We start from the raw sequence: 17964 nt of genomic DNA on the forward strand, positions 1-17964 counted from the left end.
TGCACCCTTAAAAGTGCTGTGTGGATCCCATCACAAAGTCGATAAAAAACCCATGCGCCTTTAGCCACAGACAAACGCCAGGCAAAAAAATGCCCGGCAAGCCGGGCATGTTTTTTTCGCCTGGTTACAAGTTGTAGCCGCGCTCGTTATGTTGCGCCAGGTCGAGGCCAACCGCCTCTTCTTCCTCGGTGACACGCAGGCCCATGACCATGTCGAGCACCTTGAGGATGACGTAGGTCACGATCGCCGTGTAGATCACGGTGAAGCCCACGCCTTTGCACTGGATCCAGACTTGGGCTGCGATGTCGGTCACGGTGCCGAAGCCGCCCAGCGCCGGGGCAGCGAACACACCGGTAAGGATCGCACCGACGATGCCGCCGATACCGTGCACGCCGAAAGCGTCCAGGGAGTCGTCATAACCCAGCTTGCGCTTGAGGCTGGTAGCACAGAAGAAGCACACCACACCGGCGACCAGGCCAATCACCAGGGCGCCCATCGGGCCCACGGTGCCCGCCGCAGGCGTCACGGCGACGAGGCCGGCGACCACGCCCGAGGCGATACCCAGTGCGCTGGGCTTGCCGTGGGTGATCCACTCGGCAAACATCCAGCCCAGGGCCGCAGCTGCTGTAGCGATTTGAGTTACCAGCATCGCCATGCCCGCGGTGCCGTTGGCCGCCGCGGCGGAACCGGCGTTGAAGCCAAACCAGCCGATCCACAGCATGGCCGCGCCCACCAGGGTATAGCCCAGGTTATGCGGTGCCATCGGGGTGGTCGGGAAGCCTTTGCGCTTGCCGAGCACGATGCACGCCACCAGGCCAGCCACACCCGCGTTGATGTGCACAACGGTGCCGCCAGCGAAGTCCAGCACGCCCCAGTCCCACATCAGGCCGCCGTTGCCGCTCCAGACCATGTGCGCAATCGGCGCGTAGACCAGGGTGAACCAGATAGCCATGAAGATCAGCATTGCGGAGAACTTCATACGCTCAGCGAAAGCACCGACGATCAGCGCCGGGGTAATGATGGCAAAGGTCATCTGGAAGGTGATGAACACGGCTTCCGGAAACAGCGCCGCCGGCCCGGTGATGCTGGCCGGGGTGACACCCGCCAGGAACGCCTTGCCCATGCCGCCGAAGAAGGAATTGAAGTTGACCACGCCTTGTTCCATACCGGTGGTATCGAACGCGATGCTGTAGCCGTAGACGACCCAGAGGATGCTGATCAGGCCAGTGATGGCGAAACACTGCATCATCACCGACAGAATGTTTTTGGAGCGGACCATGCCGCCGTAGAACAGCGCCAGGCCAGGGATGGTCATGAACAGCACCAGCGCGGTGGCGGTAAGCATCCAGGCGGTGTCGCCGGAATTGAGGACTGGAGCAGCCACTTCATCTGCCGCCATGGCCAGGCTTGGCATTACGATGGACAGCAGGGCTCCGAGCCCTGCGAATTTACGCAGAGTCATATTGTTTTCTCCTGGGGCGTTGGGGTTTGGCGGCTTAGATTGCGTCGGTATCGGTTTCGCCGGTACGGATGCGAATAGCCTGTTCCAGATTGACCACGAAGATCTTGCCGTCACCGATCTTGCCGGTGTTGGCCGCCTTGGTTATCGCCTCGATAACCCGGTCAAGATCCTTGTCGTCAATGGCGACATCGATCTTCACCTTCGGCAGGAAATCGACCACGTATTCCGCGCCGCGATACAGCTCGGTATGACCCTTCTGCCGACCGAAGCCCTTGACCTCAGTAACGGTAATGCCCTGCACGCCGATCTCGGACAGTGACTCGCGTACATCGTCCAACTTGAACGGCTTGATGATGGCAGTGACTAGCTTCATGAAAACTCTCTCCCGAATTTGGTGGACTTGCCCCAGGAAAACAAACCCGTCTCAAGTCTAAGCGCAGTGCCTGGCTTTGTAACGCATCGTCGCCTCGGCATTTGCCGTCGCGACGCCAGCGAACCACTGGTGACGAGCCCTGTACCCCGGATCCGTCGGCGCACTGCATTCGTCACAGCGACTGCATCAGTGCATGGGTCATGATCGTCTAAGCAGAAACCTTGCCAGCTCCGTAAAAACCACCGAAATCAATCCTTTACCCGCTTGTGCCCACCTACGGGGCGCCTGCGCGGCCGCAATGCGCATCAAAACAGTGCGAGGCCGCCCGCCCCAATGCGCGAAAACCGTGCGCAAAGGGGCCTGGAAATGACTATAGACGCTGCGTGATACACTGCCGGCCAACTGTTTTCCGGAATATGTCCAATGCTCGCGCCCAAAGACTTCCTAGACGCCCTGAGCGGCCACGCCTCTCGCCTGTTCAGCGGCGACACCCCACTGCCCCGCAATGAAATCGAAAGCCAGTTCAAGGCTTTGCTACAGAGTGGTTTCAGCAAGCTCGACCTGGTCAGCCGAGAAGAGTTTGACAGCCAGATGGTGGTGCTGGCCCGCACACGTGCGCGGCTGGAGAGCCTGGAGGCGAAGGTGGCTGAACTTGAAGCCCGGTTGACGCCACCTTCTGCTGAGTGAACGCAATTGTTGTGGGAGCTGGCTTGCCTGCTCCCACACTTGTTTTGCGTTGCCGCCCGGATACGTTCTGTAAAACCTCCCCCGCCCCGCTCCATCCCACCTCGTCTACCCTTGAAAAAACCGCAGGAAGCGGCCCTCCCATTCAAGGAACGAGCATGTCCCTCGCCATTGTCCACAGCCGCGCACAGGTCGGTGTGGAAGCCCCAGCCGTCACTGTCGAAGTGCATATGGCCAATGGCCTGCCGTCTCTCACCTTGGTGGGTTTGCCCGAAACCGCAGTGAAGGAAAGCAAGGACCGCGTGCGCAGTGCCATCCTCAACTCGGCGCTGCAATATCCGGCCCGGCGCATCACGCTCAACCTCGCGCCCGCCGACCTGCCCAAGGACGGCGGGCGTTTTGATCTGGCGATTGCCCTCGGCATCCTGGCGGCCAGTGTGCAAGTGCCGGCCTTGATGCTCGATGACGTGGAGTGCCTTGGGGAATTGGCGCTGTCCGGCGAGGTGCGCGCGGTGAAGGGGGTATTGCCGGCCGCGCTGGCGGCGCGCAAGGCCGGGCGCACCGTGATAGTGCCGCGCGCCAACGCCGAAGAGGCGTGCCTGGCATCGGGGTTGAAGGTGATTGCGGTGGACCACCTGCTGCAAGTGGTGGCGCACCTGAATGGGCACGTGCCGATTGAGCCCTACAGGTCCGACGGCTTGCTGTACGTGAACAAGCCTTACCCAGACCTGCGTGAAGTGCAGGGCCAACTCGCGGCCAAGCGAGCATTGCTGATCGCGGCGGCGGGCGCGCATAACCTGCTTTTCAGCGGGCCACCGGGCACCGGCAAGACGTTATTGGCCAGCCGGCTACCGGGCTTGCTGCCGCCGTTGAGCGAGCAGGAAGCACTGGAAGTGGCCGCGATCCAATCCGTGGTCAGCCTGGCACCGCTGAGCCATTGGCCAAACCGCCCGTTTCGCCAGCCGCACCACTCGGCATCCGGGCCGGCGCTGGTGGGGGGCGGCTCGAAGCCACAACCGGGGGAAATCACCCTGGCCCATCACGGGGTGTTATTCCTGGATGAGCTGCCAGAGTTCGATCGCAAGGTACTGGAGGTCCTGCGCGAACCATTGGAGTCGGGGCATATCGTGATCTCCCGAGCCCGAGACCGGGTGAGCTTCCCGGCTCGCTTTCAACTGGTCGCGGCGATGAATCCCTGCCCCTGCGGCTACATGGGCGAACCCAGCGGGCGTTGCCGGTGTACGCCGGAGCAGATCCAGCGTTATCGCAACAAGCTATCCGGCCCTTTGCTGGACCGGATTGATTTGCACCTGACCGTCGCGCGGGAGGCCACTGCGCTGAGCCCCACTCAACCGGCGGGCGATACAACGGCCGATGCCTCGGTGCGGGTAGCCGAAGCACGCGAGCGTCAACAGCAACGCCAGGGGTGTGCCAATGCTTTTCTGGACCTGCCGGGGCTGCGCCAGCACTGCAAGCTGCCAAAGGTCGACGAGGGTTGGCTAGAGACCGCCTGCGAGCGACTGACACTGTCACTGCGGGCGGCCCATCGGCTGCTGAAGGTGGCGCGCACCTTGGCGGACCTGGACCAGATGGACGCCATCACCCGTGATCATCTGAAGGAGGCCCTGCAATACCGCCCAGCATCTCTCAGCTGAGCCTCCCACAATTTGTTTGGCGGTGCTTCAGCGAAACCGATCCACCTCATGTCGCAAACCTGCCGCCAAGGTCTCCAGCTCCTTGGCGGTAACCGCCAGGTTGGACACCACTTCACGCTGCTCGCTGTTGGCCAGCGCAATGCTCTGCAGGTTGCTGCTGAGCAAGGTCGCGGTACTGCTCTGTTCCTGGGTGGCGGTGGTGATCGCCGCGAACTGCTGACCGGCCGAGCGGCTTTGCTCGTCGATACGCGCCAGGGCCGAGGCCACGTCGGCGTTGCGCGACAAGCCTTCCTGCATCAGCGCATTGCCGTGTTCCATGGTGCTGATGGCGTTGCCAGTTTCCTGCTGGATGCTCTGGATCATGCCGGAGATTTCATCGGTGGCCTGGCGGGTACGCGAAGCCAAATTGCGCACTTCGTCGGCGACCACGGCAAAACCACGGCCTTGCTCACCGGCGCGGGCGGCTTCGATGGCGGCGTTGAGCGCCAGCAGGTTGGTCTGTTCGGCGATGGCGGTAATCACGCCGACGATCCCGCCGATTTCCTGGGAACGCTGGCCCAGGGTGTTGATCACTGCAGCGGTGCTGTTCAGCGCAGTGGCGATATGTTCCAGGGACGATGACGCTTCTTGCATCGAGGTGCGGCCGATACGAGTTTGCTGGGCATTCTCTTGGGCCAGGCGCTCGGTGTTGCCCATGTTGTCGGCAATGTTCAGCGAGGTGGCACTGAACTCTTCCACCGCGCCGGCCATGCTGGTGATCTCACCGGACTGCTGCTCCATACCTTCATAGGCTCCACCGGACAAGCCCGACAACGCCTGTGCGCGGCTGTTGACCTGTTCGGCCGCGGTACGGATATGCGACACCATGGTCGACAGCGCTTCACCCATCTGGTTGAAACTGCGCGCCAACTGGCCGATTTCGTCATGGCTGGAAACGTTGAGGCGCGCACTCAAATCGCCCGCGCCCAGCGCCTGGGCCTGGCGCACCAGCTCGCTCAATGGCGCCAGCTTGCTGCGCAACAGCCACACCGTGGCGCCCACTGCCAGCAACATCGCCAACACACTGCCGATCACCAGGCGGATGCCGACTTCCCAGGTCACTGCGCGAATCTCAGCCTTGGGCATGCTCGCTACCACCGCCCAAGGGCCGCCTTCGAACGGCACCGATACGCTATAGAAATCTTCGTTCTTGTCGCTCCAGAAACGGCCTGCGCCCGGCTTTTTCGCCAGGTCGAGCATCACGGCAATCGCCTGATCCGGCGCTTGCACGCCAGCCGGCGGCACCAGCCAGTGCTTTTGCTCATCGAGCAGCGCGAGGGAGCCGGTCTGGCCAATGCGGAAGCGCTTGAGGTTTTCAAACTGGGCGTTCTGAGCATCGGTGTAATCGAAACCGATGAACAGCACGGCGATGACCTGGCCACTGCTGTCACGCACGGGGCTGTATTGGGTCATGTAGGAGCGGTCGAACAACACGGCACGGCCGATGTAGGTCTGGCCGCCCACAACGCGCTGGTAGGCCGCGCCCTGACGGTCGAGCACGGTGCCAATGGCGCGATTGCCATCCTGCTTGGTCAGGGAGGTGCTGACGCGGATAAAGTCGTCGCCGCTGCGCACGAATACCGTGGCCACGCCGCCGGACATCTGCTTGAACTCATCCACCTCTTCGAAGTTGTTATTCAATACCTCGTTGCCCAGGTAGAGGCTTGGCGTCTGCACGCCGGCCACGGCCACGGGCTGGTCCGCACGTACACTCAAGCCGGCACCGAAGCGCTTTTCAAACAGCCCGCTCAAACGCTGGGTGCTTTCGCGCAAGGTGCTGTGGAAGGTGTTGAGTTGGTCGGCGAGCAGACGCGCCTCGCTGGCCAGGTGTTCCTCGCGGGTGGCGAGGTTGGCGGAGTCGAGGGTACGCAAGGCAAAGACCGTACTGCCGCTGATGACGACAGCGAGAATCACGGCGAGTGCAAGGCCTAACTGGGAGGCAATCCGGGCGCGAGGTTGAGACATGACAGCTCCTGGCCGAGGCCAGGATCATCCTGATCTCATAGCGCTGCTCGGCAAATTATCTAGTGGGAAACGTTGATGCACGATGGTTCCAACCTCCTTCTTCGGCGGCATTTGGCAATACTTGAGCGAATCACAGGGGTATCCCGCAAACGATTGCACACCCGGTCCGGCCCTACTCAATCGAGGCGTTCAACCTGGGGCAATTCCATCGCCTTGACTTCGCCCTGAAGAAATTCCGCCAGCCGTCGCAAACGCTCCCCGCCCGGGCGAGTTTTCGGCCACACCAGGTAGTAGCTTTCCCCACTGGCGACCGCCGTGGGCCACGGCAGGCTCAAGCGTCCCTGCGCCACGTCTTCGGCCACCATCAGCAAGTCACCCATGGAGACGCCATAGCCACGGGCGGCAGCGATCATGCCCAGCTCGAGCGTGTCGAACACCTGCCCACCCTTGAGTGAAACGTGAGATGACAACCCCATGCGCTGCAGCCAGTAACGCCAGTCGCGGCGGTCCGGGGTCGGGTGCAGCAGTTCGGCGGTTGCCAGCCGCGTCACGTCCCAGGGACCGTCGTCCAACAGATTCGGCGCTCCCACCGGGATCAGCATTTCCGCAAACAGATAACTGGCCTCCCAGTCCGCCGGAAAGTGCCCGTTGCTGAGCAACACTGCACAGTCGAACGGCTCTTGGTTAAAGTCCACTTCATCGATGCTCATCCACGCACTGGTGAGCTGTACCTCATTGCCTGGCTGCAATGCGCGGAAGCGACTCAACCGCGCCAGCAGCCAGCGCATGGTCAAGGTGGACGGCGCCTTCATACGCAGGATGTCATCTTCGGCATTCAAGGTATGGCAAGCACGCTCCAGGGCAGCGAAGCCTTCCCGTACGCCAGGCAGCAACAACCGCGCCGCTTCCGTGAGCTGCAATGTGCGACCGCTGCGCTGGAACAATCGGCAGGCGAAATAATCTTCGAGCGTACGGATATGCCGGCTGATCGCACTTTGGGTAATCGACAACTCCTCAGCCGCGCGGGTAAAGGAGTGGTGCCGGGAGGCGGCTTCAAATGCCCGCAAGGCATAAAGAGGAGGAAGACGACGGGACATTCTGAAAGCTCCGACTGCGCAATCTGGAAACCCTACCAGAATCGCTCAAGCATGAGTTTTAATCATGCCAACGATCGCTTTTATCCTTTTGTGCAATGCGCTGAATGCGCCGAGAATCAACCCTTCCCCACCTTCCTGACTATTCGAGTGTGATGATCATGCAACATCCGGCACGTACCGAACTCTGGGCCATTCTGCGGCTGTCGGGGCCGTTGATTGCCTCACAGTTGGCGCACATGCTGATGGTGCTGACCGACACCCTGATGATGGCGCGCCTGAGCCCCGAGGCCTTGGCAGGCGGCGGCCTGGGCGCGGCGAGCTATTCGTTCGTGGCGATCTTCTGCATCGGCGTGATCGCAGCCGTGGGCACCCTGGTCGCCATTCGCCATGGCGCGGGCGATATCGACGGCGCCACCCGCCTGACCCAGGCCGGGCTGTGGCTGGCGTGGTTGATGGCGCTGGCGGCGGCGTTGCTGTTATGGAACTTGAAGCCGGTACTGCTGATGTTTGGCCAGACCGAAACCAACGTGCAAGCAGCCGGGCAATTTCTGACGATCCTGCCCTTTGCCCTGCCCGGCTACCTGAGCTTCATGGCTCTGCGCGGCTTTACCAGCGCCATCGGCAAGGCCACTCCGGTGATGGTGATCAGCCTGTGCGGCACCGTGGTCAACTACCTGCTCAACCATGCCTTGATCGAAGGCATGTTCGGCCTGCCGAAACTGGGCCTGATGGGCATCGGCCTGGTGACTGCCATCGTCGCCAACGGCATGGCGCTGGCATTGATGTGGTACATCCGCAGCAACCGGGCCTACGCCGCTTACCCGCTGGGCACCGGCCTGCTGCGCCTGAATACCCATTACCTGCGCGAGCTGTGGCGCCTGGGCCTGCCGATTGGCGGCACCTATGCGGTAGAGGTCGGGTTGTTTGCCTTTGCGGCGTTGTGCATGGGCACCATGGGCAGCACGCAGTTGGCGGCGCACCAGATCGCCCTGCAGATTGTCTCGGTGGCCTTCATGGTGCCGGCGGGGATGTCCTACGCGGTGACCATGCGCATCGGCCAGCATTACGGCGCCGGGCAGTTGCTGATGGCACGCCTGGCCGGGCGAGTCGGCATAGGATTCGGGGCCATGGTGATGTTGGGATTCGCAGCAGTGCTGTGGCTGTTTTCCGACCCACTGATCGGGCTGTTCCTCGACCATGACGACCCGGCGTTCCATGACGTCATCGTCCTGGCGGTGAGCCTGCTGGCCGTCGCCGCCTGGTTCGAATTATTCGACGGTGTGCAGACCATCGCCATGGGTTGTATCCGGGGTTTGAAGGACGCCAAGACCACCTTCCTGGTGGGGCTGGGTTGTTATTGGCTGATTGGCGCACCGTCGGCCTGGTTGATGGCGTTCACCCTGGGCTGGGGGCCCACCGGCGTCTGGTGGGGCCTGGCACTGGGCCTGGCGTGTGCGGCGGTGAGCCTGACCTGGGCGTTTGAGGCGAAGATGAAGCGGATGATTCGGCAGGAGCCAGATGCTCCTGTTGGTTTCCAAGCGGCACTGCCTGACTAGCGAGTGCACGCGGTCCATGTGGGAGCTGGCTTGCCTGCTCCCACATTTGAACCACTTTGAAGGCTTAGCCCAACAGCGCCTGCTGGCTTTGACCAAACAGCAGATATTCCACCAGCTCCGGCAACGGCAACGGCTTGCTGATCAGGTAACCCTGGACCTGATCGCACCCAAACAAGCGCAAAAGTTCAAGTTGCTCAGGGGTTTCCACGCCTTCGGCGACCACTTCCAGGTTGAGGTTGTGGGCCAGGTTGATCATGGCGTGCACCAGCTTGCGGTTTTCTTCGCGCTCTTCCATGCCGCCGACAAAGCTCTTGTCGATCTTCAACAAGGCAATCGGCAGGCTGTTGAGGTGCACAAACGACGAAAAACCGGTGCCGAAGTCATCCAGGGAAAACCGCACACCCAGCCGGCCAAGGGCGTCCATGGTCTGCTTGACCAGGTCGCTGCGGCGCATCACGGCGGTTTCGGTCAATTCGAACTCCAGCCATTGCGCTTCCACCCCGCGCTCGGCAATCAGGCGGCTGAGGGTAGACAGCAACTGACTGTCCTGGAACTGGCGAAACGACAGGTTGACCGCCATGTGCAGCGGCGGCAGGCCGCGTTCACGCAGGTCTTGCATGTCGCGCAGGGCTCGGGAGATGACCCAGTAGCCCAATGGCACGATCAAGCCACTCTGTTCGGCCAGCGGCACGAACTCGCTGGGCGGCAACAAGCCGCGCTCGCCGTGACGCCAGCGCACCAGGGCTTCGAGGCCAACGATATGACCGTCGTCCAGGTCCAGGCGCGGCTGGTAATGCAGCTCCAACTCATCGCGACGCAAAGCCCGGCGCAGTTCACTTTCCAGGTCGGCCAGGCTGCGGGCGTTGCGGTTGATGCGCTCATTGAAGATATGGAAGGTGCAGCCCTGGGTACTTTTGGCCTGCTGCATGGCGATATGGGCGTGCCACATCAACGGGTCGGCGCCAGCGCGGGCTCGAGCATGGGCCATACCCAGGCTGCAACCGATCAACAGGCTTTCACCATCCACCCAGTAGGGCTCGGCCATCACTTCGGTGATGCGCTCAGCCATCCACTCGGCGCGCTGAGGTGCCCGGCGGGTATCGATCAACAAGGCAAACTCATCGCTGCCCAGGCGCGCCAGTTGGTCCCCGGCTTCGAGCTGGCTCTTGAGCCGCGACACCACTTGCAGGATCAACCGGTCGCCCGCCTGATGGCCGAGGGCATCGTTGGCATGACGAAAATTGTCTAGGTCCAGATGACCGAGGGCCAGGCCACGGCCGTCATTGTCGGCCAAGCGTGCAGCGAGCAAGGTCTGGAAGCCCTGACGGTTGGCAATACCGGTGAGCGGGTCCTGCTCGGCCAGGCGCTGCAAGGTATTCTCCAGCACGCCGCGCTCGCGCACATGGCGCAGGCAGCGGCGCAATGTGTCGGCGTCCAATGCATCCAACACCAACCAATCGCTGACACCCAGCGGCGACACCAGTGGCTCCTGCTCCAGCAGCAATACACACGGCAGGCTGCACCGGCCAGGGCCTGGCTGCAGGCTGGGCGTGGTCAATAACACAGCACCCTGGTCGTCATCGAACAGGCGGCTTACCGAGTCCCAGTTGGGCGCACTGATCAGCACAGCCCCTTCGCCCATCGGCGCCAGGCACTCGCGCAACAACGCTGCCCACTCAGGCTCATCGGCCAGCAGCAGCAAACGCAAGGGTTCGACAGGCGTAGACACGCTAACTCCCTAGACTCTGCAAAATTTCATTAGCGGTGCCATTATGACGTGCGGCCTGACAATGACAAAGGATGACAAATGATAGGTGTTATCAAATACGCAGACTGTAAATAATCGTCTCGGATATTCCTCCACATCCTGCGGCAAAGTAGCAAAACCGGCAAATTTAGATCGAGTGGTACGTCACACCGTCGTTCTATGGCAGCAGAATCTTTCCAGCCTGTTAAAATGCCCGCCCTTTTGAACAACGACCCCTAAAATTCCGTATGTCCCGACTCAATCCCCGGCAGCAAGAAGCCGTGAACTACGTCGGCGGCCCTCTATTGGTGCTCGCCGGTGCAGGCTCCGGCAAGACCAGCGTGATCACGCGCAAGATCGCGCACTTGATCCAGAACTGCGGCATCCGCGCCCAGTACATCGTCGCCATGACCTTCACCAACAAGGCGGCACGGGAAATGAAAGAGCGGGTCGGCACCCTGCTCAAAGGCGGCGAAGGCCGCGGCCTCACCGTGTGCACCTTCCACAACCTGGGCCTGAACATCATCCGCAAGGAGCATGTGCGACTGGGCTACAAGCCCGGCTTCTCGATCTTCGACGAGACCGACGTCAAGGCCCTGATGACCGACATCATGCAGAAGGAATACGCGGGCGACGACGGCGTAGACGAAATCAAGAACATGATCGGCTCGTGGAAAAACGACCTGATCCTGCCCGCCGAAGCCCTGGAGGCCGCACGCAACCCCAAGGAGCAGACCGCCGCCATCGTCTACACCCACTATCAGCGTACGCTCAAGGCGTTCAACGCGGTGGACTTCGACGACCTGATCCTGCTGCCGGTCAAGCTGTTCCAAGAGCACAAGGACATCCTGGAGAAGTGGCAAAACAAGGTGCGCTACCTGCTGGTGGACGAATATCAGGACACCAACGCCAGCCAATACCTGCTGGTGAAGTTGCTGATCGGTACGCGCAACCAGTTCACCGTAGTGGGCGACGACGACCAGTCGATCTACGCTTGGCGCGGCGCCCGCCCGGAAAACCTGATGCTGCTCAAGGAAGACTACCCCTCCTTGAAAGTGGTGATGCTGGAGCAGAACTACCGCTCCACCAGCCGCATCCTGCGCTGCGCCAACGTGCTGATCTCCAACAACCCCCACGAGTTTGAAAAACAACTGTGGAGCGAGATGGGCCATGGCGACGAGATCCGTGTGATCCGCTGCCGCAACGAAGACGCCGAAGCCGAGCGCGTGGCCGTGGAAATCCTCAGCCTGCACTTGCGCACCGACCGGCCCTACAGCGACTTTGCGATCCTGTATCGCGGCAACTACCAGGCCAAGCTGATCGAGCTGAAATTGCAGCATCACCAGGTGCCGTATCGCCTGTCGGGCGGCAACAGCTTTTTCGGACGCCAGGAAGTCAAAGACCTGATGGCCTACTTCCGGCTGATCGTGAACCCGGACGACGACAACGCCTTCCTGCGCGTGATCAACGTGCCACGCCGGGAAATCGGCTCCACCACCCTGGAAAAGCTCGGTAACTACGCCACCGAACGCAAGATTTCCATGTATGCCGCCACCGACGAAATAGGCCTGGGCGAACACCTGGATACGCGCTTCACCGATCGCCTGTCGCGCTTCAAGCGTTTCATGGACAAGGTGCGCGAGCAGTGCGCCGGCGAAGACCCGATCAGCGCCTTGCGCAGCATGGTCATGGACATCGACTATGAAAACTGGCTGCGCACCAACAGTTCCAGCGACAAGGCCGCGGATTACCGCATGGGCAACGTCTGGTTCCTGATTGAAGCGCTGAAGAACACCCTGGAAAAAGACGAAGACGGCGAGATGACCGTCGAGGACGCCATCGGCAAGCTGGTGTTGCGCGACATGCTCGAGCGCCAGCAAGAAGAGGAAGACGGCGCCGAAGGCGTGCAGATGATGACCTTGCATGCCTCCAAGGGCCTGGAATTTCCCTACGTGTTCATCATGGGCATGGAAGAGGAAATCCTCCCGCACCGCTCCAGCATCGAAGCCGACACCATCGAGGAAGAACGCCGCCTGGCCTACGTGGGCATTACCCGCGCACGCCAGACCCTGGCCTTCACCTTTGCCGCCAAGCGCAAGCAATACGGTGAAATCATCGATTGTGCCCCCAGCCGGTTCCTGGATGAACTGCCGTCGGACGACCTAGCCTGGGAAGGCAATGACGACACGCCCACCGAGGTGAAGGCCGTTCGCGGCAACACCGCCTTGGCGGACATACGCGCGATGTTAAAGCGCTAGAATCGACTACTTTTTAATCTACTTTCGGCGCACAACGCGCCATTAGAGGAAGCTTTCCGTGGAAGCACTGCACAAGAAAATTCGCGAAGAAGGCATCGTGCTTTCCGATCAGGTCCTCAAGGTTGACGCCTTTCTGAACCACCAGATCGACCCGGCACTGATGAAACTGATCGGCGACGAGTTCGCCGCACTGTTCAAGGATTCGGGCATCACCAAGATCGTCACCATCGAAGCGTCGGGCATTGCCCCGGCGATCATGACCGGGCTGAACCTGGGTGTGCCGGTGATCTTCGCCCGCAAGCAGCAGTCGTTGACCCTCACGGAAAACCTGCTGTCGGCCACGGTGTATTCCTTCACCAAGAAAACCGAAAGCACCGTGGCGATCTCCCCGCGCCACCTGACCAGCAGCGACCGCGTGCTGGTGATCGATGACTTTTTGGCCAACGGCAAGGCGTCCCAGGCGCTGATCTCGATCATCAAGCAGGCCGGCGCGACCGTCGCCGGTTTGGGCATCGTGATCGAGAAGTCGTTCCAGGGTGGGCGTGCAGAACTGGATGCACAGGGTTATCGGGTTGAGTCGCTGGCGCGGGTGAAGTCGCTGGCCGGTGGTGTCGTGACCTTTATCGAGTAATCACTGTGTGGGAGCTGGCTTGCCTGCTCCCACATTAGCTTTTGCGTTGCGCTGTCAGTGGGCGGTGGCCTGCAGTCCGGCCAGCAGCAAGCGTTGATACAGGTCTTCCTTGATGCCCTCCGGCTTATCCAAGCGCATCCGCTGCAAATGCTCGGGAAACGCCTCCGGCTCCGGCGCGTCGAGTGCCGCCTTGCCCAACTCCAGAATTTCCGTGAGCTTGAATTTGCTCTTGAGCCAGTTCAGCGCTCGTAACAAATCCCGCTCTTCATTCGTGAAGTCGCTGCCCAGGGGGTATTCCGGGAACAGGCGACGATGCCTGGCCTGAATCGCCTGAAGCCGCTCTGGCGTGTTGTCGGCAAAACGCGGATCCAACTGGAAATCCTTGGGCAGTTTGCCGGCCTTTTGCGCCTGCTCAATCAAGTCGTGCTGGAACCTTGAGTCAGTGATGTTCAGCAACGCTTCGATCACCTTGGCATCCGTCTGACCGCGCAAGTCGGCAATACCGTATTCGGTAATGACGATATCCCGCAGGTGCCGGGGAATGGTGCAGTGGCCGTACTCCCAGACAATATTGGAACTGACCTCACCCGCCGACTCACGCCAGCTGCGCAAAATCAGGATTGAGCGTGCACCTTCCAGCGCATGCCCCTGGGCCACGAAATTGTATTGCCCGCCCACACCACTGAGCACGCGACCGTCTTCCAACTGATCAGCCACGCCAGCACCGAGCAAGGTGACCATGATGGCGCTGTTGATAAACCGAGCATCCAGGCGCTGCAGGCGCTTGAGTTCTTCCTGCCCGTACAGCTCGTTGATGTAGCTGATGCGGGTCATGTTGAATGCCTGGCGCTTGGCATGGGTCATTTCCTGCAGGCGCTGGTAAAAACTGCGCGGTCCCAGGAAGAAACCGCCATGAATCGACACGCCATCAGGTTGCGCCGCGTTGTCCAGGGTGCCCGCGTTGGCCTGCATCTGGGTCGCCACATCCGGGTAGACCTTGCGCCGCACGATCCCGGCATCGGCCAATACCAGCAGGCCGTTGACGAACATCTCGCTGCAACCGTAAAGGCCACGGGCAAACGGCTCAACGCCGCCTTCGCGGCTGATCAACGGTGCCCACTGGTACACATCCAAGTCGGTGAGCAACAGGCGATAGGCTTCGTTGTCGGCCTGGCGCGCCAGCAGGGCAGCCGTCAGGGCATCGCCCATGGAGCCGATGCCAATCTGCAACGTACCGCCATCACGCACCAGGGTGCTGGCATGCAGGCCGATAAAATGATCCTGAAAGCCCACCGGCATATTCGGGGTGGAGAACAACGTGGTGCTGTCTTTTTCATCCAGCAGGTAGTCGAACTCATCCATGCCCAACTCGGCATCGCCAGGCATGTAGGGCAAATCGCTATGGACCTGGCCGACGACCAGGATGGTCTCCCCGGCCGCGCGGCGCTTGGCGATCATGGGCAGCAGGTCGAGAGTGATATCCGGGTTGCAGCTCAGGCTCAGGCGGTCGGGATGCTCGCTGCTACTGGCAACCAATTGCGCCACCAGGTTCAGGCCGGCGGCATTGATGTCGCGGGCCGCATGGCTGTAGTTGCTGCTGACGTAATCCTGCTGCGCCGCGGCGCTGTGGAGCAGGCTACCGGGCTGCATGAAGAATTGCTGCACACGGATATTCTTCGGCAGGCTGCCCCTGTGCAGGTCCGCGAGGAAATCCAGTTCGGGGTAGTCGCCAAACACCCGTTCGATGAAGGGTTCGAGAAAGCGCTTTTGAAGACCATCACCCTGCGTAGGCCGACCCAGGCTCAGCGCGGTATAAAGCGTCAGCGCCCGTTCGGGCAACTTTGCGATACGCCGGTACAGGGCGTTGACGAACAGGTTGGGCTTGCCCAGCCCCAGCGGCATGCCCATGTGGATATGCGCCGGCAGGCGCTCCAGTACGTCGTCAACTGCTTGCTCGATTGAACACAACTGCACCATCCGACTGCTCCCGAACATTCCATGAATTAGGGGTTGGACCGAGCTTGCCGGGTCTTTGCTGCAATGAACAGCCTGAATACCAAATCGCGGGCACAAAAAAGCCGCTCGTAAGCGGCATTTTTGACGAAGATCGACCGATTACAGCCCGGACATCTTCTTGATCGCACCCTTGAGGTCGTCGTCCGAGCAATCAGCGCAGGTGCCTTTGGGCGGCATGGCGTTGATACCGGTGATGGCCTTTGCCAGGATGCCATCGAGGCCACCTTGATGGTCGGCGCGCTCTTTCCATGCGGCGGTGTCGCCAATTTTTGGCGCACCCAAAAGGCCGCTGCCGTGGCACGCGTTACAGTGCTTGGCGATGATATCATCGGGGGTTTTCGCGCCGCCGCCGCCGGCTGCCACGGCAACTTCCATGCCCTTGCATTCCTGGCCCTGGACGCAAACCTGGCCCACAGGCTCCAGGCGCTTGGCAATGTCATCATTGGTCGCAGCTTGAGCGCTGACAGCCCATAGGGCCAGTACGGTTGCTGGTGCAGCCAGCATTTTCATAATTAGGTTCACGCGTTCACCCTCAATGGTGGCTATTCACGCCTGCGGCCACGGTTTCGCAGGCGGCGAAAGTATAACGGTTAGCCCGCCTGGCCGAAACAACCCTATTAAATAAAGGGAGATTCGGCCTCACGGTGTACAGCTGCGGGAACCTCTGCAACGCTGGCAGGGCGCCTCTATTCTTAAAAGTTCGCGGGTGTGGCTGCGCTGATTAGTCGCGCCGGCACGTCGAACGGATTGCGAAAACGATGAGGCCTGGTGCTTTCAAAGTAGTAGCTATCGCCCGCTTCGAGCACAAAAGTTTCAAGGCCGACCACCAATTCCAGGCGCCCTTCCACCAGAATTCCGGTTTCTTCGCCTTCATGAGTGAGCATTTCTTCGCCCGTGTCGGCACCCGGAGGGTAGATTTCATTGAGAAATGCGATGGCCCGGCTTGGGCGCGCCCGGCCCACCAGTTTCATGGTGACGGCACCGTCAGAGATGTCGATCAGCTCATTGGCTTTATAGACGATCTGCGTCGGTATTTCCTGGAGGACTTCTTCGGAAAAGAACTCGACCATGGACATGGGGATACCGCCCAGCACCTTGCGCAGGGAGCTGATCGAGGGGCTGACGCTGTTTTTCTCGATCATCGAAATGGTGCTGTTGGTGACGCCCGCACGCTTGGCGAGCTCACGCTGGGAAAGACCTTTGAGTTTACGGATGGATTGCAGTCGTTCGCCGACGTCCAATGCAGGAGCCTCCTAGGATTCAGGCTTTGTTGTAATTGAGCGTTATCATGGCGACAGCGTTCAGTATTTACAACACTTGGGCCTAAATCCCGGCGTGCTCGGTTCATTGCCGGCGGCTAAGCGCCGCTATAGAGCCTTGGCACTCGGCGCAGATTGCAGAAAATCTGATAAGGGATGGTCTCGGCGGCCACGGCCACATCGCTGGCGAGGATGTGCTTGCCCCACAGCTCTACGGTGGAACCAAGGCCCGCCTGGGGCAAGTCGGTGAGGTCGACACACAGCATGTCCATGGACACGCGCCCCAGCAGCCGGCTGCGCTGGCCAGCGACCAGCACCGGTGTGCCGGTAGGCGCATGGCGCGGGTAACCGTCGGCATAGCCCATGGCAACCACGCCGATGCGCATCGGCTTGGGCGTGACGAACCTGGCGCCATAGCCCACCGGCTCACCGGCTGGCAACTCGCGCACGCAGATGACTTTGGATTCCAGGGTCATCACCGGCTGCAAGCGCGCGGCGAGGGCCTGGTCTTCGCCAAAGGGCGTTGCGCCGTAAAGCATGATACCGGGGCGCACCCAGTCGCTGGACACGCTCGGCCAGCCCAATACAGACGGTGAGTTGCGCAGGCTGACCTCAGCCGCCAGCCCCTGGCGCGCCGCCTCAAACACCGTTACTTGTTCGTTGCTGCTGACGCAATCGAGCTCATCGGCGCGGGCAAAATGGCTCATCAGCACGATTTTCGCCACTTTGCCACTCGCCAGCAGGCGCTGATACGCCTCCTGGTAATCCTTGGGGTGCAGGCCCACACGGTGCATGCCCGAGTCCAGCTTCAGCCACACTGTCAGCGGCTTGCTCAAACGAGCTTGCTCGATGGCGTCCAACTGCCACAGCGAATGCACCACGCACCACAAATCCTGCTCGATGATCAGCGGCAACTCGTCGGCTTCGAAAAAACCTTCCAGCAGCAACACCGGCGCACGAATGCCGGCGGCGCGCAGTTCCAGCGCTTCCTCGATGCACGCCACCGCGAACCCGTCGGCTTGCGCCTCCAGTGCCTGGGCCACGGGCACCGCGCCATGGCCGTAGGCATCGGCCTTGATCACGGCGAGGGCCTTGGCCCCGGTGACTTCTCGGGCCAATTGGTAGTTATGGCGCAGGGCTTGGAGATCGATCAGGGCACGGGCTGGACGCATGGCGGCAGGCTTCTAGGCAGCAAAGTCAATAAAAAACCGGTGCCGACCAA

General features: G+C 61.1%; 14 protein-coding genes and 1 pseudogene. 5 read left to right on the forward strand and 10 right to left on the reverse strand.

Going from position 1 to position 17964, the window contains the following annotated elements; genetic code table 11:
- Positions 1–124: 124 nt before the first annotated feature.
- Both AC4PS6_RS09815 and glnK read right to left on the reverse strand, forming a co-directional pair.
- Positions 125–1462 carry an ammonium transporter gene (locus AC4PS6_RS09815; protein ID WP_020302863.1) on the reverse strand — a complete coding sequence of 446 codons (1338 nt, stop codon included), beginning with the start codon at positions 1460–1462 and terminating at the stop codon, positions 125–127.
- 34 nt (positions 1463–1496) lie between these two features.
- The gene (glnK, locus tag AC4PS6_RS09820) at positions 1497–1835 is read right to left on the reverse strand and encodes a P-II family nitrogen regulator (RefSeq protein ID WP_002555808.1); all 339 of its coding nucleotides are present in this window, start codon (positions 1833–1835) and stop codon (positions 1497–1499) included.
- Positions 1836–2258: 423 nt separating this feature from the next.
- Between glnK and AC4PS6_RS09825 the strand changes: the two genes are divergently transcribed.
- The gene (locus AC4PS6_RS09825) at positions 2259–2522 is read left to right on the forward strand and encodes an accessory factor UbiK family protein (RefSeq protein WP_003195432.1); all 264 of its coding nucleotides are present in this window, start codon (positions 2259–2261) and stop codon (positions 2520–2522) included.
- A gap of 155 nt (positions 2523–2677) precedes the next feature.
- The gene (locus AC4PS6_RS09830; protein WP_019819814.1) at positions 2678–4174 is read left to right on the forward strand and encodes a YifB family Mg chelatase-like AAA ATPase; all 1497 of its coding nucleotides are present in this window, start codon (positions 2678–2680) and stop codon (positions 4172–4174) included.
- A gap of 27 nt (positions 4175–4201) precedes the next feature.
- Here the strand turns inward: AC4PS6_RS09830 and AC4PS6_RS09835 are convergent, their stop codons facing one another.
- The 3 genes and pseudogenes from AC4PS6_RS09835 to AC4PS6_RS09845 all read right to left on the reverse strand — a co-directional run bounded on the left by AC4PS6_RS09835 (position 4202) and on the right by AC4PS6_RS09845 (position 7275).
- Complete coding sequence (locus AC4PS6_RS09835) at positions 4202–5062, reverse strand: methyl-accepting chemotaxis protein (RefSeq protein ID WP_425608145.1); 861 nt, start codon at positions 5060–5062, stop codon at positions 4202–4204.
- A gap of 42 nt (positions 5063–5104) precedes the next feature.
- Positions 5105–6178, reverse strand: a pseudogene (locus AC4PS6_RS09840) (Cache 3/Cache 2 fusion domain-containing protein); the annotation flags it as partial.
- Positions 6179–6354: 176 nt separating this feature from the next.
- Positions 6355–7275, reverse strand: a complete 921-nt coding sequence (locus AC4PS6_RS09845; protein WP_014720465.1) for a LysR substrate-binding domain-containing protein — start codon at positions 7273–7275, stop codon at positions 6355–6357.
- Between the two features lie 152 nt (positions 7276–7427).
- Here AC4PS6_RS09845 and AC4PS6_RS09850 point away from each other — a divergent pair, with 152 nt between their 5' ends.
- Positions 7428–8831: a NorM family multidrug efflux MATE transporter gene (locus AC4PS6_RS09850; RefSeq protein WP_019819813.1), complete on the forward strand. Its 1404-nt coding sequence runs from the start codon at positions 7428–7430 to the stop codon at positions 8829–8831.
- A gap of 64 nt (positions 8832–8895) precedes the next feature.
- Here the strand turns inward: AC4PS6_RS09850 and AC4PS6_RS09855 are convergent, their stop codons facing one another.
- Positions 8896–10560 (reverse strand): putative bifunctional diguanylate cyclase/phosphodiesterase, encoded by a 1665-nt coding sequence (locus AC4PS6_RS09855; RefSeq protein WP_014720467.1) that lies wholly within the window; start codon positions 10558–10560, stop codon positions 8896–8898.
- Positions 10561–10826: 266 nt separating this feature from the next.
- Between AC4PS6_RS09855 and rep the strand changes: the two genes are divergently transcribed.
- Both rep and AC4PS6_RS09865 read left to right on the forward strand, forming a co-directional pair.
- Entirely contained in the window at positions 10827–12836 is a 2010-nt protein-coding gene (rep, locus tag AC4PS6_RS09860) for a DNA helicase Rep (RefSeq protein ID WP_336827093.1), read from the forward strand.
- 58 nt (positions 12837–12894) lie between these two features.
- Positions 12895–13467, forward strand: coding sequence for a xanthine phosphoribosyltransferase (locus tag AC4PS6_RS09865; RefSeq protein ID WP_003195447.1), 573 nt, complete (start codon positions 12895–12897; stop codon positions 13465–13467).
- A 54-nt stretch (positions 13468–13521) separates the two neighbouring features.
- Here AC4PS6_RS09865 and AC4PS6_RS09870 read toward each other — a convergent pair whose 3' ends face one another.
- The 4 genes from AC4PS6_RS09870 to alr all read right to left on the reverse strand — a co-directional run bounded on the left by AC4PS6_RS09870 (position 13522) and on the right by alr (position 17914).
- Positions 13522–15444: an acetyl-CoA hydrolase/transferase C-terminal domain-containing protein gene (locus tag AC4PS6_RS09870; RefSeq protein ID WP_336827094.1), complete on the reverse strand. Its 1923-nt coding sequence runs from the start codon at positions 15442–15444 to the stop codon at positions 13522–13524.
- Between the two features lie 138 nt (positions 15445–15582).
- Positions 15583–15993 carry a c-type cytochrome gene (locus AC4PS6_RS09875; RefSeq protein WP_019819811.1) on the reverse strand — a complete coding sequence of 137 codons (411 nt, stop codon included), beginning with the start codon at positions 15991–15993 and terminating at the stop codon, positions 15583–15585.
- 182 nt (positions 15994–16175) lie between these two features.
- Positions 16176–16724 (reverse strand): cupin domain-containing protein, encoded by a 549-nt coding sequence (locus AC4PS6_RS09880; RefSeq protein WP_014720470.1) that lies wholly within the window; start codon positions 16722–16724, stop codon positions 16176–16178.
- Positions 16725–16840: 116 nt separating this feature from the next.
- Positions 16841–17914, reverse strand: coding sequence for an alanine racemase (gene alr / locus AC4PS6_RS09885; RefSeq protein ID WP_034129082.1), 1074 nt, complete (start codon positions 17912–17914; stop codon positions 16841–16843).
- Positions 17915–17964: the final 50 nt, after the last annotated feature.

It is taken from the genome of Pseudomonas sp. DW-iso17 (assembly GCF_058725345.1).